Source organism: Mesorhizobium sp. WSM4311, assembly GCF_002295115.1.
Taxonomy (GTDB): domain Bacteria; phylum Pseudomonadota; class Alphaproteobacteria; order Rhizobiales; family Rhizobiaceae; genus Mesorhizobium.
The window spans coordinates 298000-318944 of record NZ_NSFV01000007.1 but is presented as its reverse complement, the minus strand read 5'-3'; the positions used below and the strand labels follow the sequence as shown (position 1 = coordinate 318944).

The 20945-nt window shown below is 59.4% G+C and carries 17 protein-coding genes and 2 pseudogenes; 8 read left to right on the top strand and 11 right to left on the bottom strand.

Annotated features, from left to right (window positions below; all coding sequences use genetic code 11):
- Positions 1-9: 9 nt before the first annotated feature.
- Complete coding sequence (locus CK226_RS20735; protein WP_095792907.1) at positions 10-678, bottom strand: hypothetical protein; 669 nt, start codon at positions 676-678, stop codon at positions 10-12.
- Between the two features lie 613 nt (positions 679-1291).
- On the opposite strand from CK226_RS20735, the gene CK226_RS20730 reads away from it, so the two are divergent.
- Complete coding sequence (locus CK226_RS20730) at positions 1292-2668, top strand: hypothetical protein (protein WP_095792906.1); 1377 nt, start codon at positions 1292-1294, stop codon at positions 2666-2668.
- Positions 2669-2785: 117 nt separating this feature from the next.
- Here the strand turns inward: CK226_RS20730 and CK226_RS20725 are convergent, their stop codons facing one another.
- From CK226_RS20725 to CK226_RS20715, 3 genes are all read right to left on the bottom strand, one after another.
- On the bottom strand, positions 2786-4135 hold the full coding sequence (locus tag CK226_RS20725; RefSeq protein ID WP_095792905.1) for a restriction endonuclease: 1350 nt from the start codon (positions 4133-4135) through the stop codon (positions 2786-2788).
- Positions 4136-4500: 365 nt separating this feature from the next.
- Entirely contained in the window at positions 4501-5370 is an 870-nt protein-coding gene (locus CK226_RS20720) for a nucleotidyl transferase AbiEii/AbiGii toxin family protein (RefSeq protein WP_095792904.1), read from the bottom strand.
- Positions 5363-5983, bottom strand: coding sequence for an AbiEi antitoxin N-terminal domain-containing protein (locus CK226_RS20715; RefSeq protein ID WP_095792903.1), 621 nt, complete (start codon positions 5981-5983; stop codon positions 5363-5365). The genes CK226_RS20720 and CK226_RS20715 overlap by 8 nt, the downstream gene beginning before the upstream one ends.
- 316 nt (positions 5984-6299) lie before the next feature.
- Between CK226_RS20715 and CK226_RS20710 the strand changes: the two genes are divergently transcribed.
- Entirely contained in the window at positions 6300-6893 is a 594-nt protein-coding gene (locus CK226_RS20710; RefSeq protein ID WP_027168233.1) for an SOS response-associated peptidase family protein, read from the top strand.
- Between the two features lie 544 nt (positions 6894-7437).
- Here CK226_RS20710 and CK226_RS20705 read toward each other — a convergent pair.
- A complete protein-coding gene (locus CK226_RS20705; protein ID WP_095792902.1) occupies positions 7438-9492 on the bottom strand; it encodes a DEAD/DEAH box helicase family protein in 2055 nt (684 codons plus the stop codon).
- An 87-nt stretch (positions 9493-9579) separates the two neighbouring features.
- Between CK226_RS20705 and CK226_RS20700 the strand changes: the two genes are divergently transcribed.
- Together CK226_RS20700 and CK226_RS20695 are read left to right on the top strand one after the other, a co-directional pair.
- On the top strand, positions 9580-9816 hold the full coding sequence (locus CK226_RS20700; RefSeq protein WP_210202247.1) for a hypothetical protein: 237 nt from the start codon (positions 9580-9582) through the stop codon (positions 9814-9816).
- Between the two features lie 68 nt (positions 9817-9884).
- On the top strand, positions 9885-11225 hold the full coding sequence (locus CK226_RS20695; RefSeq protein WP_095792900.1) for an anti-phage deoxyguanosine triphosphatase: 1341 nt from the start codon (positions 9885-9887) through the stop codon (positions 11223-11225).
- A gap of 115 nt (positions 11226-11340) precedes the next feature.
- Here CK226_RS20695 and CK226_RS20690 read toward each other — a convergent pair.
- The 3 genes and pseudogenes from CK226_RS20690 to CK226_RS20680 form a co-directional block, all read right to left on the bottom strand.
- Positions 11341-14607 (bottom strand): annotated as a pseudogene (locus CK226_RS20690) (error-prone DNA polymerase).
- The gene (locus tag CK226_RS20685; protein ID WP_095792899.1) at positions 14604-16127 is read right to left on the bottom strand and encodes a DUF6504 family protein; all 1524 of its coding nucleotides are present in this window, start codon (positions 16125-16127) and stop codon (positions 14604-14606) included. The pseudogene CK226_RS20690 and the gene CK226_RS20685 overlap by 4 nt, the downstream one beginning before the upstream one ends.
- Complete coding sequence (locus tag CK226_RS20680) at positions 16039-16803, bottom strand: ImuA family protein (RefSeq protein WP_095792898.1); 765 nt, start codon at positions 16801-16803, stop codon at positions 16039-16041. Before CK226_RS20680 ends, CK226_RS20685 begins: the two co-directional genes overlap by 89 nt.
- 567 nt (positions 16804-17370) lie before the next feature.
- Here CK226_RS20680 and CK226_RS20675 point away from each other — a divergent pair.
- On the top strand, positions 17371-18126 hold the full coding sequence (locus CK226_RS20675) for a hypothetical protein (protein WP_095792897.1): 756 nt from the start codon (positions 17371-17373) through the stop codon (positions 18124-18126).
- A 132-nt stretch (positions 18127-18258) separates the two neighbouring features.
- Here CK226_RS20675 and CK226_RS34965 read toward each other — a convergent pair whose 3' ends face one another.
- Positions 18259-18414 carry a hypothetical protein gene (locus tag CK226_RS34965; protein WP_179301094.1) on the bottom strand — a complete coding sequence of 52 codons (156 nt, stop codon included), beginning with the start codon at positions 18412-18414 and terminating at the stop codon, positions 18259-18261.
- Between the two features lie 24 nt (positions 18415-18438).
- Between CK226_RS34965 and CK226_RS35590 the strand changes: the two are divergent.
- A pseudogene (locus tag CK226_RS35590) lies at positions 18439-18698 on the top strand (hypothetical protein).
- 2 nt (positions 18699-18700) lie between these two features.
- A complete protein-coding gene (locus tag CK226_RS20660) occupies positions 18701-18952 on the top strand; it encodes a hypothetical protein (protein ID WP_027168225.1) in 252 nt (83 codons plus the stop codon).
- An 8-nt stretch (positions 18953-18960) separates the two neighbouring features.
- On the opposite strand, the gene CK226_RS20655 is transcribed toward CK226_RS20660, so the two are convergent.
- Positions 18961-19188: a hypothetical protein gene (locus CK226_RS20655; protein WP_027168224.1), complete on the bottom strand. Its 228-nt coding sequence runs from the start codon at positions 19186-19188 to the stop codon at positions 18961-18963.
- Positions 19175-19441 (bottom strand): DUF982 domain-containing protein, encoded by a 267-nt coding sequence (locus CK226_RS20650; RefSeq protein WP_027168223.1) that lies wholly within the window; start codon positions 19439-19441, stop codon positions 19175-19177. The genes CK226_RS20655 and CK226_RS20650 overlap by 14 nt, the downstream gene beginning before the upstream one ends.
- A 481-nt stretch (positions 19442-19922) precedes the next feature.
- Between CK226_RS20650 and CK226_RS20645 the strand changes: the two genes are divergently transcribed.
- Positions 19923-20696, top strand: coding sequence for an HAD-IIA family hydrolase (locus CK226_RS20645; RefSeq protein WP_095792896.1), 774 nt, complete (start codon positions 19923-19925; stop codon positions 20694-20696).
- Positions 20697-20945: the final 249 nt, after the last annotated feature.

Here is a 20945-nt window from a genome sequence, read left to right as displayed (position 1 = left end):
GGACCGACGCTACGTTACCTCCGGAAAACCCTCTGACTGGCCAGTTTTTCGACGGGAGAACAAAGAGATGAGGGCCATCGTTGCAATGACGCCAGCCGCGAGCGGCAAGCCGTAGAAAGTTAGCGGAGTTAGAGAACGGGGAAACAGCTCGACGCCGGACAAACAAGGCTCTGCACCAGTTCCAGCTTGGCGAAGCCTCATCTGATTTCCTTCCTTGGCCACCGGAGCCCACAGCAGCATGGTCTCGGAGCCCTCGTAAAAGTACCGGGTGTCCTGTTCACAGATGTCGCCCGATTCAGCCTCGGCCATGCAGCACATAACTCCAGCGACCGGAACAAGAACGAAAATCACGAGAACGCAAATCTGAAAGATCTTTCCTTCCCGTGTGGCCGTATCAAGTCCGTCAAGCCAAACCACTGGTATGCGAGCGTGCCAGTGGTCGCCATGGCGCCGTGCGTGCAAGAGGAAGACGCTTGATGACAGCACAAACAAGCCTCCGCCAACAATTGCCCCAAAATAACCGGTGGCCGGCATGTTGTCGTCTACGCCAACTTTGTCGGCAAAGAGGCTTCCCAAAAACTCTGAACCTCCCTGTAGGGAAACCACGCTCGCCACCAAAAAGAGGACGCAGACAACAGACAGCCATTGCCACAATTGCGTAAGATGCGCCTTGGTCATCCCCTGGTATCTAAATCCTCACTTGATCTGTTTCTGCGCAGGGCCTTGCAAAGCGCTCTACTATCGTCAGGCGCAGAATCGCTCTGTCAGCCACTTGGCGCAAGAGCCTTTGTGCGATCTCACATTGCGGGTGACGCTCGCTGCGAGTCGAGAACGGTCGCAGCCATGCTGCCGCGGAGATCAGCAGTCCGCGGCATACGTGGGCCTCTTCAGGGCCTGCCGAGATCACGATCTTGGTCCATGTCTCGCAAGATGTTCTCATGCGGAGGACGAGAGAAGTCGTCAAATCAGTCGGTCGCAGAAAGGAATAGCAAGGCGTGCTAGTCGGAGGGCCGTGAGCCGGATCGGCTGTCGGCAAAAACCGCAAGTCCAAATCACGGTCACGCAACCACCGATAGCGACCTTCACTGGTCGTAGCGATTTAGGCGCGCGTTTCGCCGCCTGCTTCAGCCGACCCGTTTTTTAAGGCGCCGTTGAGCTTTGCCCATGCCGACGCTTTTTCCCACAGTCGATCGTTGATGATCCAGCGAGAATTTGATGAAGTACCGTCAAAACTGACAGGATCAATACGCCTACCTCCATATTTGGATCGATTGATCACTGGAGTCGGGCCGTGGACGCGTGGGCGGAAGAAGAGGTCGAGAGGGTGAGGACGGTTTCTCGCGAGAAGCTTTACGAGCAGGTCTGGTCCAAGCCGATGACCAAGGTTGCTGCGGATTACGGCGTTACGGGTACGGCATTGAAGAAGACCTGCGATCGCCACCACATTCCAACACCAGAACGCGGATACTGGGCAAAACTGAAATACGGCAAGCGCGTCAACAAGCAAGCGCTGCCCCCATCGGCCAAACCAAACTTGGCGTTGGTGAGGATCGCAGGAAGTTCCGAGCAGCACCTGTCGCCGTCGGTCCGCGAAGCCACAGAAAAAGCCCGAGATAGGCTCAACAAGCACGCTGCGACTGATCCGATGGTGGCCCCTACGCCGGAGTCTACGCCCAGCTTCGTTGAGCTCCCGTCTCTCGCTGTCACAAGGCGCGCGATCTCAAAGGCGCGTCCGGACGATCAGGGCTTCGCGATCGTTCGGTCCAGGGGCGTTGTCCCTCTCAAAATTGCAGTGGCCTCCATTGAAAGGGGAATTCGCATCCTAAGTCAGTTGTTCGCTCTTGCAGAAACGCAAGGCCATTTGCCCAAGGCAACCGAGACCGGGTTGGTGCTCGTTGTCGAGAATGAATCAGTTGCGTTCGGCTTGGAGGAGCAGCCCGAAAAGACCCTGCATCAACCGACGCCGGCAGAATTGAAACGGCGGGATGAAAGAACGCGTTGGGGCAACACCAACGATGCTTGGCCCAAGTACGACGAGTCTCCATCCGGGCGGCTCGCTATCGTCATTCACGCCAACCCGTATTCAGGCCTTCGCCGCAAATATTCCGACGGAAAGACGCAAACTTTGGAAAGCATGCTGCCGGACATATTGGCAGGCTTCGCTGGACACGCGGCGTTCATCAGCGAACGCAGGAGACAAGGCGAGGAACGAGAGCGTCGTCAACGAGACGCCGAAGCCCAGCGGCAACGCGAGGAAGCGTTCAATAGCCGCGAGAAGCGCCGTATGGAATTTGTGGATGCGATCCATGAACAACTGACCCATCGGGACAAGTTGAACGCGGTGCTGACCCATCTCGAGAATGCGACGCCTGAGGATGTCGGCAGAATGAGCGCGATGGCGACTTGGATCCGGCAGCGCCTGAAGCAGATCGATGCTCTGATCAGTCCCCATTTCCTCGATATTTCGGCAAGATCATCGAAAGTCGACTTCGATGAGCCAGACCCTGAAAAAGAGGCAGACAGCGGCAATCGCTACTTTGGTTATTCGCCTTCCGTCAGCCTTCAACTTTGGTCGATTGACAACGAAAAGAAGCTGGCCACCGCGTGCTCACCGCTGGAATGGGCGAGCGCTGTAGGGTCGATGGTCGAGAAAAATCCGGCGGATTAGAGGAAACTATTCCGGATGTGAGATGCGTGATCATCAAGACCACGCTGAAAAGCTGCCGCTTTCTGGTCGTCTATTGCGAACGGGTCGTGTCTCCATGTTGGCCGCTGAGGGGGTCGATCATGATCCCGGGAAGAATTTCTGCCTGACACGGCGATTGCGCCCTAGCGCCCGTTCGAGCTCCAGAACCGACAAGTGGTATTGGTCGACTCGGCGTTTGGAGCAGATCGCGTCGACCTTGTCGTAGAGTGTGGCGTCCATCTGAGCTGAGGTGATCACGCCGAACCCTTGGGCGCCGTATTGGTCGAGCATATCGCCGACGTCCGTCAGGCGTGTGGCTCCGAGGGACGAACCGTTGGTAACAAGCTTGCACTGGAAGATCCATTTCTTCGGTTCCACCCAAGGGCCTATTGTCGCCTCATGGATGATGATATCGCGGCCGCCATCCCTCGACCTCGATTTGCCGAGTTTCCGAATGGTATCGGAATTGAACTTCGGGTTGTCGAAGATCAGCTGGTAGCAAAGCTCTTCGAAGGCCTCGTCGTCCAAGCTCGTCCAGTCGCACTGAAAGAACGGCGCGCCGGTCGCGGTGGACAGCTCTTCGGTCATTTGGGCCGAAGCCTCGCGGAGGGCCTTGGCCGTTTGCAGCTGCGCCGGCCGGATGTCGTAGAGGAAGTGGAGGAAGTAGCCATCATTGACGAACGCAAGCGTTCCAGTCTCGTGAAGGTAGCAGCCTTGCGCTAGCGTTGACGTGCCTTCTGGCGCGTCCAAAGTCGAGATGCCTTCGGGAGCGGCTTCCTCTGCTATCGGTGAACGGAGCGCGCTGAAAGGGTCTGATGACCAGCGTTCGGCATACTCGTCGTCCTGGGTCACGAGCCCCGCGCAGACCTGGGATTCGAAATACAGACCTGATGGGAAGCGGACCAGGAGACCCCTGTGATGCACGAACGACTCGCCGTTGATGGTGACGAAGTCGGCGGGCAGGAAGTCATTCAGACGGTACTTCTGATCCGTTCCCACGAAGAATCGGTCGGGGCCTATCGCAACCGGCACAAGCCACCCGGTCCGCGAAGCATAGCAGCTCCCTCCTAGTATGCCGCTGAAGCCGCTGCGATGGAACCCGAGGCGACGCTCTGGGAAGCGCTCCATCTGACGGCTCCATGCCTCCGGCGCTTCGGATCGTAACTCGCTGTTCGCGACGTGAAGGTTGGCGAAATACCAGTCGATAATCTCCGGCGCTCGGGGAACCAGAGCCTCCAGGTTGTCCTCATAGTCATTGACCTGTTCGCGAAGGTTCTGCAGTTCCTCCAGTTCTGCATCCTCTGTGAAATCCTCGAGTTCCCCGAGTAGAAGCGCACAGTCGGCGATGGCGCCGAATAGTCCCGATCTTGGTCCAGTGAGGACGGCCCTGATGCAGCGGTAGTCTCCGGGTGGGTTTTCGGTCCTGACACACTTCGCATGTGCAGCCATCCGTTCGATTGCCCACACGCGTCAAGAAGATCTCCGCAGATGTCGCGATAGGACTGGGTTGATCCGAATGAAGGGAGCGGCACGTAAACGGAAATCCGATCGTAGGCACGTGGATCAAGCGTCGCCAGATCCATTTCGAACTCCTCGCCGAGATCGATCTCGAGCAATCGAGCATTGCCCCCGGCATCGTCCTCCATCTTGTTCATCCCTTGTCCAAGGTACCAGCCGCACCGGCTTCCGTTTCTGGCTTGCATCCCGGTTCAACGAGTATTGTAGGCTGTCGGTCGAAACACAGCGTCAATCGGATTGGCGAGCTGCCGACAGGTGCCATTTACAGCAGATACGTCGGGATTACGGGCCACGATTTAATTGTCAGACGATCTGATGCGCGCGCACGATGGTCCCACCAGTGCCCAGACGGCATCCACAACCTCCCCCAGCGACAGGCCCTCGTGGTCGATTGATTGTGCGTAGGCATGCCATTGGCGCTGCTTGGTCGCATCGTCCAGCAATGTCGTTGAAAGACCAGGTGGCCTACCGTCAGGAATGTCAGTATGTCGCCGCTCGAAAGTCGCTCGGATAGCAGCATCCAGATCCGTATCTGCGAGAGGGACTGCCTTGGGAATCGCCCACAGATCGTAGTAATCTTTCATGCGACCGTTGGCGATGCCCAGCGCGACCATGGCCTGAAATTTCTCAGCGACAACAGTTGCCGGGGGATAGGTCCGAATCTGCGGCGTCTCCATGCCAAGCAACGATGGATAGGCGAGCGGTTGCGCCTCTGCAGCTAGAGCGTCGCCAAACCCTATGTCGATCGTAACTGGGATCCTGGACCGCTCCAAGAAGGCTGTTGTGCGTAGGCGAACCCCGCCATATTCCATCTCGTCGCGGATCGTAGTTGCAGTCAGGCCTTGGGTATCGAATACAAGCCCATCGTCGGCAGCGATTGCCATGATTTCGGCAAATGTAGCCCTGAGCTTTTCCGGGTTGGCATCGCCATGCCCAAGAAAGTCAGCGTCTCGCGTCTCGCGATTGCCACCGTCGATCCATAGGGTAACGAGCATCCCTCCCTTCAGAATGAATCGATCGTGCTGGTCGGAGACAGACAGGCGGTAGAGCAGCCGTTCCAGCGCGTAGCGCACCAGCACGACCTCATAGATCCGGCCTTCCTTGCGCGCGAGGTTCAGCAACCGCTGCTTGATCGAGGCAGCCTGATTTGTAGTACCTTTAGCCATTCGAGGTCAGAGCCTCGAGATAGGGGCGCATGATCTTCCAGGAGTCGCCTGCGATTGCCGCCTCCGCGATTGTACCAGGTGTGGCCTTGCGCTGGTCGAGGGCAGCTCGCAGCCCCTCCACTGCAACCGAGCGGTCGACCAGCTTGCGGTTGCGGAAGATATCGGCGAGCGTCTTCGGGACCGAGAAGATCGGAACGTCGACTCCCGAAATTCGATGATGCTCGATTCCCTGGTCCATGTATTTGTCACGAAGTTCGACGATGCGGATCGGCGGATATGAAGGAACCGGTGCCCAGTCCCTCGCGCTGATTGCGACCCATATCTTGCGAGGCATCTGGTCGGTCAGCCCGTGAAAGGCGAGCGCCGAAACCATGGCAATGACGCCTTTGGGGACCCTCTTTGCAGCTTCTGCGAGCGCCTGCTCGGTTTCGACTTCACTGTCGGCGCGTTGATAGAGGCCGCGGGAGATGCGGATGAGTTGGCCATTGTGGACAGCGCGCGAGATCGTCTCGGGCGCAATCCCGGCCTTGCGGAGTTCATATGCGCGCATGATTGGCTGGGTGTCCAGGAGGGCAGCCAGTTGTTGGCGTTGGGTTGTTTGAGTCCGGTCCATGACGTGACATATCCTGGGTCTCGTTTCGATCATACCCAGGATATGTCACATTGTCGCTCCGTGACAAATCCTGGGTCTCATTTAAATCATACCCAGGATTTGAGCTAGACTAGCGTGCTGCCTTCCTGCGTGATCGTCGCGGCGGTGCGACCTTGTCCTAATAGACATCTTCGCAATGTCACGAGCGAACTGCGCCAGGTGCTCGAGCGGTCGCGCCGGAGTTTCGGAGCATAGCAGAAGAATCTCGGGCGGTGGCGCGGCGGCCAATCCGCGCTATCTGCTTTATTACGCAACTGACCAAACGCGTGGGGCAGCCATGTGCAATGATTACGAGCAGCATATCGCCTGGGCCGAATATTGCCGGATGATGCAATCGCTGGCGCTCGACATTCCCACCCATCAAACTGAACTGGATCTGCCGCAGGCCGATGACATCCGCATCAGTGATCCAGCACCGATCATGCGCGCCGGCGGCGAAACGATCGAACTCGCGCGCATGGCCTTTGCCTTTCCGCCTTCCGGGCCTAAAGGCGGGCCGGTCTTCAACTTCCGCTCGGAAGGGCGAAATTTCTCCAACAGCAAGCGCTGCCTTATTCCAGCATCGGCTTTTTTCGAATTCACCGGCAAGAAGTCTCCAAAGGCTAAGCATCGCTTCACGCTCAACGGCGCGTCGTTCATGGCGATCGCCGGACTGTGGCGCGAGGGCGAAGGCAACAAACCACCGACATTCGCAATGCTGACCACAGAACCCGGGCCTGACGTAGCACCCATCCACAATCGCCAGATTGTCGTGCTGCGTCCGCAAGACTGGGCGGCATGGATTCATCTCACAAAACCGGAGGCTGATCTGCTGACGTGCCTGCCGGCCGGGTCGTTGGCGGTCGAGACCGTTCGGGAAGGGAGCGACTGACTTTGCGCCAACGCCGGCACCCGTCGACCCAAGGTTATGGCGGCAAAACCGTTCAGCAGTCCGGTTCTGAGCCTCAGCATCCTACGAAGTGATGCCCGCATGACTGCTTTGCGCCTCGTTTCGGCCGTTCAAGTCTACCCAACCGTTTCTCGAAAGCGGATATTAATGCGCGGCGGCACAAGGGCACGCTCTTCGCGCAGGCTATACTCGGCCGCTTATCGTGGCCTGCAGTTCTTGACAAAAAGGGCGCGTATCATTGTCTGTTTGCACCGTTCAATTTTTCCTCCACCGGTGAGTTGGTCACTTTATGATGGCGGAGCAATCCCCAGACTTGCGTAAATGGCCTTTAGCTTCGTCCATGCTGTGTCTAGCATTTCTTTAGCCGGGACCAAGCTATAGCTATAATCATCGTTTGTTGGATTTGTTTTGACGACAAGGCACATCTCACCCTTTGCAATTGTGTGACTGGTGTTACGCCGACATTTTCTTTGTCGTTGTGCCTCTTCGACAGATACGTGAATAAGGATATCTCTGACCTTGGGCATTACGATCCGATCTCCTTTCTAATGGCGTCCCGAACCTGATCGCCGAGCACGTCCAGAGCCGCCAGTGCATCCTCATTGTCGCCGGCGCCCGGCTCCTTCCGGCTACCCGAGCCGATGCCAAGATGCTCGTTAACAGCGGTGTGCAAGAGGCTGGCGACTGCTGCCCGATTGTCGCGGCCAGCGACCGCCTTGATCGCCTTACCGACTTCACGGCCGGCGATCGCATATCCAAGGTCCTTCAGGATGCGGGCAACGACAGAATTCGTGCGCTGCGAAAGCCGCTTGCGGGCTTGAACGCGCCGGCTTTGCGGCTGCACTGGCAGGCTCGCGACCTCGGCCAAATCGGCGCGGTCTTGTTGTTTATTCCGCAAGGTTTCGCGCAGCACTTCTTTCTTGATGAGGTCGCGGAGCCGAATCCCTCCCCCAATTTCGTGGTTGAGCATTTCTTCAAGAACGCGGTCGTCTTCGGGGTCGAGAAACGAGCGGTTGATGAACGATCCAATGATCTCGCTGTCGACTAACATCCCAACGTCGAAGCGACGCGGCTCTCCGCTGCCGTCCCTTTCCGGCTCGTCGTCCTGACCCTGCAGCCATTTTCTGATGAGGGCCTGGTCATCGAAGTCGATCTCACGGAAATCGTCCCAATGGGCATCGGTGTTCAACCCGATGTGAGAGACGACATAAGCGTTGTTATCCTGGTGTTCGGGCTTCGCCTCATGCACGACACGCATCACGCGGCCGACGAATTGGATGTAGGGAGAGAGACTGGCGAAGGGTCGGAAGATCGCGGCGACGCTAAGCGGAGGATGGTCGAAGCCCTCCCCCAGCATCTGCACCTGCACGATGCAATCGAGCTTCCCGCTGCGGAGGTTTTCGATGACCCGGTCCTTTAGCTCGTCAGTCATCTCGCCATAAATTTCCTGCGCTTTCAGCCCGCGCTCTTCGTACAAGGAGCGCACTTGGCGAGCGTGATCGACGGAGCAGGCGACCGCTATAATCTGGTGCCTGAAGCCGGTGCGCTCGCGTAGTTCCCGGAGGTACTTAATGCTCGCGTCAACGATGTGGGCGTTGCATTCCGGCGCCAGCGCGACGCCCCGGCGGAACCAGGCGTTTTCCCGCAATGTCATCACCTCTTCGAGGGTGTGACGACGGGTATCGTCCCTGTATGTGAAATACAGTTCGGAGGGTGCGACGTTGCGCGAATGAATCTGCTTAATGTATCCCTTCACCATCGCTCTGGTATAGGGATAGCGATAGATTACCTTGCCGAGCGGACGTGTGCCATCGCCGCGGAACGGCGTCGCAGTGAGGCTGATGACCTTGGCATTCGGAAATTTCTCGAAGACCTTGGCCCAGCTCGGCGCGACATTATGGTGGCCCTCGTCCACCATGATCATATCGAAATAATTCGGTGGGAACTGCGGCAACCACCTGTCCGCCGAACTGGCGAGCTGATGAATATTTGTGATGACAAATTGGCTGTCATTGCAATCGTGAAGGTTGGCATCGACACCGTCCAAAACAGCACGGAATGGACCAGCTGAGAAATCGTGCAGCACGGCGGTGCGCCGCCAGAAGTTTTTGGGATTCGTGATGTCCAGCGCTTCTGCGACGCCTTTCCTGATCGTCAGATTCGGGGTGATGACGAGTGTCCGTCCCTGCGCAATGCCAAAGGGCAACGTGGCGATGACACCCGTCTTTCCGCAACCAACCGGTATCTGAAGGATCACGGAGTCGTTCGATGCCGCGAAGTGGGTGCGAACTGCCTTATGTGCCCCCTGCTGCGGCTCGCGTACCAAGACGTTTGCCTCGATGTCGGCCGTCAGAGTTTGAAACAGATGGTCATCATTCGAAATCGCTTGCTCGGCCCGCTTATATTCGAGACGAAATGGTTCGAGGTCAGCGCGTCGATAAAAGCGGTAGCCGCTGCCCGGCCGCCTTACGGGTTTCAGCTTCTCGGCGGCATCCCAACGTCGAAGAGTATCCTTTGAGACACCGACATAATCGGCGGCGTCTGCAAGCGATAGAAAATCAGGTCGATCATTCTGCATCATGCCGCAACATCATGCAACCTTATGCAAATGTCAACAGCTCATCTAGAAGCTAAGATTACCGCTTGGGCGCCTCGCAAGTTCGTGGCCTTGGAATACACGGTTGAATGCTCGGGTCCCAACATCGTCGGGATGGATGCAAGCCTGCCAGTTCTAAAGAAGATGCACGGAAACGGACAAATGAACCTTTTAAGTGCTTTCGAGCAGATGCAAGATGAGACGGCGACACCCGTGTCGGTCACCGATCGCAACGGTCACGCGCGCGAGCGCCTTGCAGAAGCCTTTGACACGACCTTTAATGTCTTGATCTTGGTCTACCCGGTCTAGGAACTTGGTTCGAGGCAAAAGGCCAGCTAAACGGGTCATCTTAGTTTTGTTGTCTGTGGGGAGCGGCGATGGTGTGGGCAGATCGCCGCGAGGCATGGCAACAACGATCATTCGACGCGCGCACGCCAGGCGATGTCGATTATGCGCGCGTCATCCACTCAGCTTCATTTCGGCGCCTCCAAGGCAAAACCCAGATCTTGAACTTGGGCGACAGCGACTTTTACAGAACACGTCTCACGCACTCGCTCGAGGTTGCGCAGATAGCAGTCGGACTGACGATCCAACTCCGGCACAACCTGCCCAGCCACGAAGCAATTCATTATCTGCCCGAGCGAAGCATGATGCAGGCGATCGCCTGCACTCACGATCTCGGACACCCGCCGTTCGGTCATGGCGGCGAGGTCGCGCTAAACTACTGCATGCGCGATGACGGCGGCTTTGAGGGCAACGGGCAAACGCTTCGTATCCTCTCGAAGCTTGAGAAGATGTCGAAAGCGGCCGGCTCCAACCTGACGCGCGAAACGATGCTCGGCGTACTCAAATACCCTGTGGCGTTCAAAGAAGCCGCAAACCCAAGCAAGAGGCCGAAGCTCCTGGAAAATACTAGTGGTACGCCGATCCTCGATCGAAAGGCGTCAAAACCACCGAAATGCTACCTTGATTGCGAACAGGCCGTCGTCGACTGGCTTCTCGAGCCGCTCGCACCATCCGATCGAGATGAGTTCCAAGCGTTCAACGAGGCGCCGGGGAAGCATCATGAAGCTCGGCATAAATCGTTCGCATGCAGTCTCATGGATCTGGCAGATGACATCAGCTTCGGCATTCACGATCTCGAAGATGTACTGGCGATGCACCTTATTTCCCGGGCTAATTTCGAGAAGCACGTAAGGCCTCAGCAGTGCGCCGCGCTATTGGATTACCTCAATTCGGAGTACCCGGGCCAATACGGCAATGACGTCTATGCAGGGTTTGCTGACCGGCTCTTTGGCGATGGGAACGAGAGGAAACATCAGATCAATCGCGTTCTAAATATGGTGATCCCTTCCGTCGATATTCACGAGAAAGCGGAGTTCGCCGAACCGCGGATAAAATATCAGGCCGTGCTCCCGGCGCCGGTGATGGCATTTGTGGTGGCGATCAAGAACCTCGTACGGGAGGAGGTTATCTACAGCCCAAGCGTCCAACACCTCGAGTTCAAAGGCCAGATGATGGTCATCGCTGTCTTTGAGGTGATGCGTTCAGACCCGGAGAAATTTCTGCCAGCCGACGTCTTTGAACGATGTAAGGAGGCTTCCGATCCCTTGCGTCACATCTGCGACTATGTCGCCGGCATGACGGATGGGTACTTGCTGAGGACCTATGACCGGCTGTTCAGCCCTAGGATGGGCTCCGTATTCGATAGACTTTAGCCGACGTGCCATGATGTTGTCGCACGGCAGGGAATACGATCATGCCCAGGGTCGTACTCCAGCATGATCTTTTCCATGGTGCGGCACCCCGCTCCCACCGATTTTCCGCCCAGAACTATTTGAAATCCCGTGTCTTCACCTTGATCTGGTCGATGTGCGGATAGGGATCGATGATATCCCGCGGCCTCGGCCCCTTCGGTAGCCCGCGCGGGTCGGGCGTCGGACTGCCGTGGTGGAACTCGTCGCCGCGCCCATGCGGCAGCGGGAAGGCAGCATCGCGATCACCAACGCTGGCCAGCTCCACTGAGAGATCGCTCAACCGATGGGCAACGAGATGCACCACCTCGCCTTCCCGCTGAATGCGCCCATAAACGCCGATCATACCGGCGCCGAGCACCACCCGACGGTATTTTTCGAAGACCTTCACCCAAACCACCAGGTTGGCGATGCCGGTCTCGTCTTCGAGCGTGATGAACATGACGCCCTTGGCCGAGCCTGGCCGCTGCCGGACCAGCACAAGGCCCGCTGCTTCCAGCCATTGGCCGTCGCGCGCCTGCATGGCCTCGCGGCAAGAAACGATACGCTTGCGCCGCAGGTCGGCGCGCAGGAAGGAAACAGGATGATCGCGCAGCGTCAGCCCGACGTGCCCGTAGTCTTCGACGACCTCACCGCCTGATGTCATGGCGCGTAGCGCGACAAGGGGCTCGTGGATCTCCGGCACCGTCCGATGTTCACGGGCGGAGGCGGCGGCAAACAGCGGCAGCGGCTCGTCACGCAGCGCCTTGATTGCCCACAGTGCCCCACGCCTCGCCAGCGACAGGGACGGTTGGAACGCGTCAGCCTAGGCGAGTTCAACGAGCGAGGCAGCGGGAACACCAGCGCGATGCCAGAGGTCATCGACCGACGCGAAGGGCAGGTCGGCGCGGGTGGTGACGATTGCCGCGGCGTCGGCGTTGGCAAGGCCGCGAACCATGCGCAGGCCCAGGCGAACGGCGAACCGGTCCTCGTCCTCGGTGGGCTCGAGCGTGCAATCCCAGCGTGAGGCGTTGACGCAGACCGGACGCACCTCGACGCCATGGTCGCGCGCATCGCGAACGATCTGCGCCGGCGCATAAAACCCCATCGGCTGGGCATTGAGGAGCGCGGCGCAGAAAACGTCGGGGTGATGACACTTCATCCAAGAGGATGCGTAGGCGATCAGCGCGAAGCTCGCCGCATGGCTTTCGGGAAAGCCATAGCTGCCGAAGCCTTCCAGCTGCTTGAAGGTCTTTTCGGCGAACTCGCGCTCGTAGCCGTTCGTCACCATTCCGCCGATCAGCTTGGCGCCGAAGCTCGAAACGCCTCCGGTGTGCTTGAAGGTCGCCATGGCGCGGCGAAGCTGGTCAGCCTCTCCTGGCGTGAAGCCGGCGCATTCGATCGCCACGCGCATCGCCTGCTCTTGGAACAGCGGCACGCCCAGCGTCTTTCCGAGCACCTTCTCGAGTTCGGGTTTGGGATAGACGACCTCTTCCTTGCATTCGCGCCGGCGCAGATAGGGATGCACCATGTCACCCTGGATTGGCCCGGGCCGCACGATCGCGACTTCGATGACCAGATCATAGAAGGTCCGCGGCTTGATGCGCGGCAGCATCGACATCTGGGCACGGCTTTCGATCTGGAAGGTGCCCAGCGTATCGGCCTTGCGGATCATCGCGTAGGTGCGCGGATCCTCGGCCGGGATCGTGGCGAGATCGAGAGTGATGCCCTTGTGTTGCGACAGGAGATCGAAGCCGCGCTTCATGCGGGACAGCATGCCAAGCGCCAGCACATCGACCTTCATGAACTTCAATGCGTCGATATCGTCCTTGTCCCATTCGATGACCTGCCGATCCTTCATCGCCGCCGGCTCGATCGGCACCAGGTCGTCCAACCTATCGCGGGTCAGGACGAAACCACCGGGGTGCTGTGACAGGTGGCGCGGGGCGCCGATCAATTGCCTGGCGAGGTCGAGCGCCAGGCGCAAGCGGCGGTCGCCGAGATTGAGGTTCAACTCTTCGGCATGTTTCGGCTGGACACCTTCGTCCGACCAGCCCCAGACCTGCGATGACAGCATCTTGATCAGGTCTTCGGGCAGGCCAAGCGCCTTGCCGACGTCGCGCAAGGCGCCTTTCGAGCGATAACGGATGACGGTGGAGCACAGCGCCGCGTGCTCACGACCGTAGGTTTCGAACACCCATTGCATGACGATTTCCCGCCGCTCATGTTCGAAATCGACATCAATGTCGGGCGGTTCGCGGCGCTCTTCCGAGACGAAGCGTTCGAACAGGAGATCGTTGCGGTCGGGGTCGATCGAGGTGATGCCGAGCACGTAGCAGACTGCGCTGTTGGCCGCCGACCCCCTGCCCTGACACAGGATGTCCTGGCTGCGGGCAAAGCGCACGATCGAATTGACCGTCAGAAAATACGGCGCGTATTGCAGCTTCTCGATGAGCTGCAGCTCATGCCTGAGCGTGCGAACAACCTTATCCGGCAGGCCTTCAGGAAACCGCTCCTTCGCGCCTTCCCATGTCAGTTTCTCCAAGGCCTGCTGCGGTGTCAGACCCGGCAGCATGCGCTCCTCGGGATATTGATAGGCAAGCTCGCCCAATGAGAACCGGCAGCGCTCGGCGATTTCAAGCGTCCGCGTAAGCGCCTCGGGGTTGCGACCAAAAAGCCGTGCCATTTCCCCGGGCGATTTCAGGTAGCGGTCGGCATGCCGCTCGCGACGAAACCCGGCATTGTCGATCGTCACATTGTGCCGAATACAAGTGACGACATCCTGCAGGATGCGGCGTGACGGCTCGTGGAAAAGGACATCGTTGGTGACGACGGTTGGTACGCCGGCCTGTCCAGCAAGGTTGGACAGATCGTGCAGCCGTAGTGCGTCATTGGGACGGCGGCGCAGCGTCAGGGCCATATAGGCTCGGTCGCCAAATGCCTCGCGCAGCCGCCGCAGCCACATCGAGCATGAGTCGTCGGCCTGGTCGGGAACGAGCACTGCAATGAGGCCCTCGCCATAGGCGACAAGATCTGCCCAATGGAGCACGCATTTCGCCTTGCCGCCTCGCCTCTTGCCCAGCGACAGCAACCGGCACAGCCGGGAGTAGGTCGCGCGATCGGTCGGATAGACCAGGATCGAGATCTCTTCCGCGAGATCAAGGCGGCAGCCGACGATCAGCCTGACACCGGTCGCCTTCGCCGCTTCGTGTGCCCGGACGATGCCGGCCAGGCTGTTGCGATCGCAGATGGCAAGTGCGGGCATGTCCATGAGGGCGGCCTGCGCAAACAATTCTTCGCAGGAGCTGGCGCCGCGCAGGAAGGAGAAATGCGAGGTGCATTGCAGCTCGACGTAACGTCCGGTCATCCGAAGACGCCGTGCAGAAACCAGCGATGCGAACCCGTCGCGGCATCCTCGCCGTCGCCGGCGCGATAGATCCAGAACCGTTCACCGGCGTCGTCCTCGACCTGGAAATAGTCACGCACGGCGGCAAGCTCGGCGTCGCGTTTCCACCACTCGCCGAACACTCGCTCGGGACCATCGGCGCGCTTGACCCGTCGACGGATGCCTCTCCAGGTGAAGCTGGCCGGCGGATGGTCCGGCAGCAGCGCGATCGCCTCGATCAGTTCCGGCACCGCCAACAAACGGGCCGGACGCGGCCAATGGTCTGGCCATGCCTGGCCAGTCTCCGCCGAGGCCGGCGCGACGCGCCTAAACGATCGCTCGGGCACGTCGCTTGCCACCGGGGTAAACCGATAGAGCTTTTCCTCTCCGACACGATTGCCGAGGACGTCGATCAGGTTCGAAATGTCAGCATCCCGTTGCTCAATGAGCGACGAAATGGTCTGCCTGGGCGTCAGCGGTTCCGCCAACGGCGCGGACAGGCGCATCAGCTCGATGCCGAAACCCGGATCGATCTTCTCGATCTTGTCGCAGAGCAGCCGCGTCAGCCGCTTCACATCGCGGACAGGCAGGGCCGTGCCGACGCGAACGGCTTCGATGCGATTGTCAACGCGGTAGAGCAGCAGGTCGAGCCGTCGGGCGCCGAGGCCCATGGTCTCCAGTTCAACACACAGCGCTTGAACAAGCTTGCCGATGTAGCGGACGATTGTCTCGGCGGCACCAATGGGCTCGCCAAAGGCACGTTTCACCTCGACCACGTCGGCGGGCCGCACGGGCTCGATCGGCTCGGCAAGGCGCCCAGCAGCTTGGTCAAGGCGCCGGCCCAGTTCCGGCCCAAAGCGCAGCGTCAGTGGCGCGCGAGGCTGCTTCAGGAGTTCGCCAACCCTGTCGAAGCCCAGGACCCGCAGACCGCCAACGATCGCATCGGGCAATCGCAGTGCCGCGATGGGAAGAGGGACGATCGCATCATAGGCTGCGTTGACGGCCACCACACTGACGGCCTGCTTGACGTATCGCGCAACGGCATGAGCGGCGCCCCAGCTATCGGCTACCGCTGCCCGCGCCGAAAAGCCGACCTGGCTGAGCCGTTCGACCATATCGGCCAGCATCAACTGCTCACCGCCATGAAGGTGATCGGCGCCCCTGGTGTCCATGACCAATCCGTCCGGATGATCCATAGCGACGATCGGCGCGTAACGCCGCAATGCCCACAGGGCCAGCCGCTCTAATGCCTCCGCATCGGCATCGGGCTCCGCGTCCATAACCGCCAGCCCCTGAACGAGGGCCTGCGCCTTTGTCGCAGGCATTCCGACGCGCAAGCCCGCTTCCATTGCCGCGCGATCTGTTGCTGTCACCAGGCGACGATTGCCATGGCGCCCGACCAGCACCAGAGGCCTATCCAGCGACGGCGAGACGTCGCCCAATTTCCTTCTGAGCCGGTCGGTCGACCAGCTTGGAAGGAAGAGCGAGACGACCCTTTGCATCACAAGCCTCCACTTCGATATCGAGCGTTTCCCCTCCACGTGATCGGATCAATTCAAGTTGCCATCGTGCCCGGCCGACGCCCGGCACCGGAAGCGGCCGCGATGGCAAGACAGAAACCCGCCAGCGCGTGACAGACGCCGTCGGCTGCCCGAAATCGGCGGCTTCGGTCTGGCGGCGCCAGCGACGGATGGCGATGCCCATGGCGCCCGAGCCTTCCGATGCAAGCTGCAAGCGTCGCGAGGCCGTCATCGACAGACGGGCAACCTCGGCAACCACAGCCCCAAGCCCGACGTGCCGCAGGCCTTCCTCGAAGCAGGCGAGCAGGGATTTGTCGTCACCGGCCTCGACGTAGATCACCCGATCGGGATGGAGCCCGACTTGGGCGATTGCCGGTGCAAACAGATCCTGGCGCGTCACGCACCACAGCACCTTGCCTTGCGTCCTGGCAGCAATCCCTGCAGCAAAAAGCGACGCCGCAGCGCCATCGATTGCTCCATTGCCGCCGCCAGCAATTTCATGCAGAGCGCCAAGTGCCACACCGCCGCTAGGCAGGTGGTCGTCGATAGAGGAAATGCCGAAAGGGAGCACCGCTTTTTCGCGTGGATTGCCGCCTTCGAGACGCGCAATGCGATTTCGAAGATCGGAAATGGCAGCGTTTGGCGCCGATGCACTCATCTGTCCCCTGAACGCGAAATGCTGATGGTATGTTCCTCATTTGTTCCCTTCCTGATGAAGAGTCAATGGGATGGTGAGGTGGCGCTGCGGAAGAAATGTTTGTCGCGACCGCCCGCCCGGTGGCACCGATGGGACGCCTGCAAAGAGGACGATGCGGTCGAAAGCCACGATGCCCAGCTGGGCGTCGCGCCGGCAACTGGCGGCGCCCAAAGGAAAAACGGCGCATAAACCGCAGTCCTGCGCGTGTCCGCCAATGCGGACATTGGCGCGCGCGGGACGGAGGAAATTCGCCCCCCGCCGCGGTCGGTTAACAGGACAGCCGTAGGAGCGTCAGCATAGCGCCGGCCGCAGGACGGGACGCGGGACCGACTGTCCCCGTCCGCGGCGGTCCGCATCATGATGGGCGATGGAGGCATTTGCCTTGGAAATCGGAATGGAGTGCCGATCCATTGCCTCGTTGGCTATCGCGTTGAAAAAACAGACCCCATTCCTCTGTTGCCAAGAGCCTATTGACCCCAATGTTCTTATTTTGTTCACTGTCGACACGATTGGCACAGGAGGCGAACCATGGAACTTCGCTTGAACATTGAAGGCGCAACGCCCGAAGAACTGGCCCGAGGAGTCGCGGCAGCCGAGGCAGTCTTCGCGCGAGCCGGCATTACGGCTTTGCAAGGCGCGGAAGGTTTGTTCGCGTTGGAAGGGTGGGATATCAAAGGCTTTCCAGAAGACGACCAGCCAACCGAGGACGAGGACCATGCTGCTTCAGTCTGGATGGAAGCCGACGAGGCCGCGACGATAGCATGTTGTGCGGGCTGGCCGGAGGACAAAGTTCCGCGCCGCCAGATCATGGAACTGATCAACGTGCCCCGGACGCGGTTGCAAGCCGAGGCCATTCCAGACACCTGGCCGGAGCGCAAGAACCTCTATCCCGACGTCGTCAAACGGCTGGAGGTTACAGCTGGCCCGGACCGCCAGATCGACTTCGATATTGCCTTCGTTCTTGGTTGGGTTCCCGAGCGGCCAACGCTGGATCGGGTCGAGCCCCTTTCAGAAGATGGCGACCGTATTCCCTTCTTCACCAGTGACCTTGCCCAGGTTGAAGAAATGGCTCGCAAGGCGCTCAAGGACTGGACGATTGAAATTGACCGCGATCCCTACGATGCCCACGTTTTCGACCCTGCAGCCGCCGATGACGGTGACGAATTGCGGATGGCGGCGTGGCGCGATTTCGACGGCTCCTTGCTTATGGAGAGTCCGCCTGCAAATCCTGCAATCGCACTGACCCTGGCAATGATGCGCGGCCAGTCGATGCATTTCGATTAGTGGTGAGCCGGTTACACGGCCGCCATCGTCCATCGGTAGTGCTTGGCCACTCCAGGTCGTACGGCCAGATGGCCGAACGTGTGACGGGGCCAAACCGCATCTGAGGAGAGAGACCATGTCAGAAAAGCCACCCTATATGCCGACCGGCATTGGAATGGGCGTGATGAGCGACGATGAGACAAGGTCGGCGTTCTGATATTTGAAACCGCGCAAGGTAACTTCGACTTCGCCGTCAATCTGCAGGCAGTCGATGTCCTCACCAAGGCAATCAATAAGATCGAGATGCATCTGCGCTCCGGCAGGACGCACTGAGTGTCCGACGATGCGCCAGATCAGAGAAAGCCGAAGCTGATCGTTGTCGTGCGTTCGACCGCGGCGAGGATGGCGAACTGTTCACAGCATACGGCCCGACCGACCAGCAAAGCGAGGACCGCGCCGTTCGCATCGCCAAGGCGCTAGCGGGGAAGCATATAGGCGTCATAGCATGGAGTCGCGACGCCGATCCGGCGCTTGGCGAATATGGACCGCCAACGGTACTTTTCACCGACGGCGACGTGGCGGATATGGAGTGAAAATGATCAATCCACCCAGAGACCAATTCGACCATGACTATGCAGACCGCTCGCTGGATTGCGAGGAGGCCATGGAGCCCGGCTTTCAGGCGATCATCGATTGCATGCTGGAAGTGGGCTGGACCCGAGGGGAGACATTGCGGGCGCTTAAGCGGTTGATTGCCGCCGACAACATGACCCAGAAAGAAAATGCAAAGACCGAAGCCCAACTCGCGATTGCGCGCGCCATGATACGCGCCGGCAAGCTGCTGTAGACTGCCAGTTACAGTTTGCTGACCCCAGCTTCGTCAACCTCCGCTTCCATCTGATCGCCGACCGGCTCCGCCTTGCCGGCATCCTGGATCGACTGGCCATCGAAGCCCTGCAGCCAAGAGTCTGCGTATTCCCTCCAGAACTCGGGCACGACGCGCTCCCTTCCGTCCTTGCGCGCTTGTGCCCCATAGAGCCAAGCATATCCGACGCGCTCCTGATCCTTCTTAGCCACGGCCATGGTCGTTCTCGCGCAAGATGTCGGCATCGGTCGCGGCCTTCACGAATGCTGCCCTTGCCACACTAGCTTCTTTGATCCCCTCCAGGGCGGCCAGACACGCTTTTCGAGCCGCCACATGGCTTTTCCCTGTCGCGAACGGCCAACGATTGAGAAGGATATCGGCCGCCTGCGCCACTCGCTCAACCTTGTAAACAGTGTTACCGGACCGGCCCAACGCGACCGAAACGGGCATATCGAAACGCTGGTCTTGCATCACGTCACCCCTGAGTTACTCGAACGCGATTCAAGCATCGGCGCGCGATTCAGTTCCGCTGCCATTCCGGAATGCCGCTGCGCTGTTGGGCGACGGCCTCGACCATGCGCGGAAACGCTGTCGACTTCCTCATTATCACCCGTAGCAGCGAGCCGGAACCGATGGTTCAATGAGTGAGAGAAAGTGGGTAGCGCTCTCACTCTAGCGCTACCATTTACGACCACGCCGACTTTAGTGTCGATGAACCCGAACCCTTCCGAAACGGACAACAATTGATGGCCGCGTCATCTGACAGCGGTATGCAATTGACCCTTTCGCAGGCCGCAATGTCCTAATTGCTGCCCCGGCGATCTGATGCCGTTCCCCAATTGCTCTTGGTGCGTACATTGCCAGCGCAACCATCGGAAAAGGGAACGACCCACGTGATCCAGAAGCGACTTATGCCACACGCCGACCCAAGAATATTAGCGGTGGCAATCTGATGATCATAGCGCATCTGCTCGACATGGATGGGGTTCTGGTCCGGGGCGGCCAGGCGATTGCAGGCTCGGTCGATTATGTTGCCGGGCTGGTCGCCACCTGCAAGCCGTTTCAGATCTTTACCAACAACTCCCGCTTCACGCCGGAAGATCATGCCGAGCGTTTGCGGGCGGTTGGCTTCCCCGTACAGCCCGAGCACATCTATACGTCGGCGCTCGCGACTGCCCGGTTCATGGCGTTGCAAAAGCCTGGGGCGTCCGCCTATGCCATCGGCGACCATGGGCTGGTCGAGGCTTTGCGGTCTGCAGGCTGCCGGATAACCGAATTTGCTCCCGAGTTCTTAGTTGTTGGCGACACAAAATCATACCACTACGAGCACATCGCCTTCGGCGCCGAGCTCGTGGCAAAGGGTGCCTGGTTCCTCGCCACAAATCCGGATGCCACTGGGCCGACCGAGCGTGGCTTCCATCCTGCCTGCGGTGCCGTTGCAGCATTGATAGAAAAGGCCACCGGCCGTCACCCCTATTTCGTTGGCAAGCCTAACCCGTTCATGATGCGAAGCGCGCTGGAACGCCTGGGAGTTGGTGCGGCCGATACGATCATGGTCGGCGACAGGATGGATACGGACGTTGTCGCCGGATTGGAATCGGGTCTGAAGACGGCCCTTGTTCTTACTGGGGTGAGCACGCGGGCTGACATGGAGCGGTTTCCATTCAGACCGGACCACGTGATCGAGCGCCTCGCCGATCTTGGCGATATCCTCATGAAGGAATGAACATGTGGAAACGATGCGCGTTGGAGCCCACTCGGTCGTCCGCAATCTCTTCGTGGGCTTCCGTTGTCCCGAACCCGTCGAGCGCACCCGACGGGATTCGAACCTGTGACCTCTGCCTTGGGACGGCATCGGCTAGCCTCTGTCCCCAAATTGGAAAGTTTTGGGCTAACCCGCGTGCCGCCGATAGCAGAAGAAAGCCTCTTTGATAGTGGGTGTTGCGATGTAGCGGTCTCCCGACTCGAACCCCCG

Coding starts and splice junctions, on each gene's coding strand:
- CK226_RS20725 (WP_095792905.1), bottom strand. CDS start 4,135: ATGGCTGCACATGCGAAGTGTGTCAGGACCGAAAACCCACCCGGAGAC.
- CK226_RS20710 (WP_027168233.1), top strand. CDS start 6,300: ATGTGCAATGATTACGAGCAGCATATCGCCTGGGCCGAATATTGCCGG.
- CK226_RS20695 (WP_095792900.1), top strand. CDS start 9,885: ATGGTGTGGGCAGATCGCCGCGAGGCATGGCAACAACGATCATTCGAC.
- CK226_RS20680 (WP_095792898.1), bottom strand. CDS start 16,803: ATGAGTGCATCGGCGCCAAACGCTGCCATTTCCGATCTTCGAAATCGC.
- CK226_RS20735 (WP_095792907.1), bottom strand. CDS start 678: ATGACCAAGGCGCATCTTACGCAATTGTGGCAATGGCTGTCTGTTGTC.
- CK226_RS20645 (WP_095792896.1), top strand. CDS start 19,923: ATGATCATAGCGCATCTGCTCGACATGGATGGGGTTCTGGTCCGGGGC.
- CK226_RS34965 (WP_179301094.1), bottom strand. CDS start 18,414: ATGCATCTCGATCTTATTGATTGCCTTGGTGAGGACATCGACTGCCTG.
- CK226_RS20715 (WP_095792903.1), bottom strand. CDS start 5,983: ATGGACCGGACTCAAACAACCCAACGCCAACAACTGGCTGCCCTCCTG.
- CK226_RS20705 (WP_095792902.1), bottom strand. CDS start 9,492: ATGATGCAGAATGATCGACCTGATTTTCTATCGCTTGCAGACGCCGCC.
- CK226_RS20655 (WP_027168224.1), bottom strand. CDS start 19,188: ATGGCCGTGGCTAAGAAGGATCAGGAGCGCGTCGGATATGCTTGGCTC.
- CK226_RS20650 (WP_027168223.1), bottom strand. CDS start 19,441: ATGCAAGACCAGCGTTTCGATATGCCCGTTTCGGTCGCGTTGGGCCGG.
- CK226_RS20675 (WP_095792897.1), top strand. CDS start 17,371: ATGGAACTTCGCTTGAACATTGAAGGCGCAACGCCCGAAGAACTGGCC.
- CK226_RS20720 (WP_095792904.1), bottom strand. CDS start 5,370: ATGGCTAAAGGTACTACAAATCAGGCTGCCTCGATCAAGCAGCGGTTG.
- CK226_RS20685 (WP_095792899.1), bottom strand. CDS start 16,127: ATGCAAAGGGTCGTCTCGCTCTTCCTTCCAAGCTGGTCGACCGACCGG.
- CK226_RS20660 (WP_027168225.1), top strand. CDS start 18,701: ATGATCAATCCACCCAGAGACCAATTCGACCATGACTATGCAGACCGC.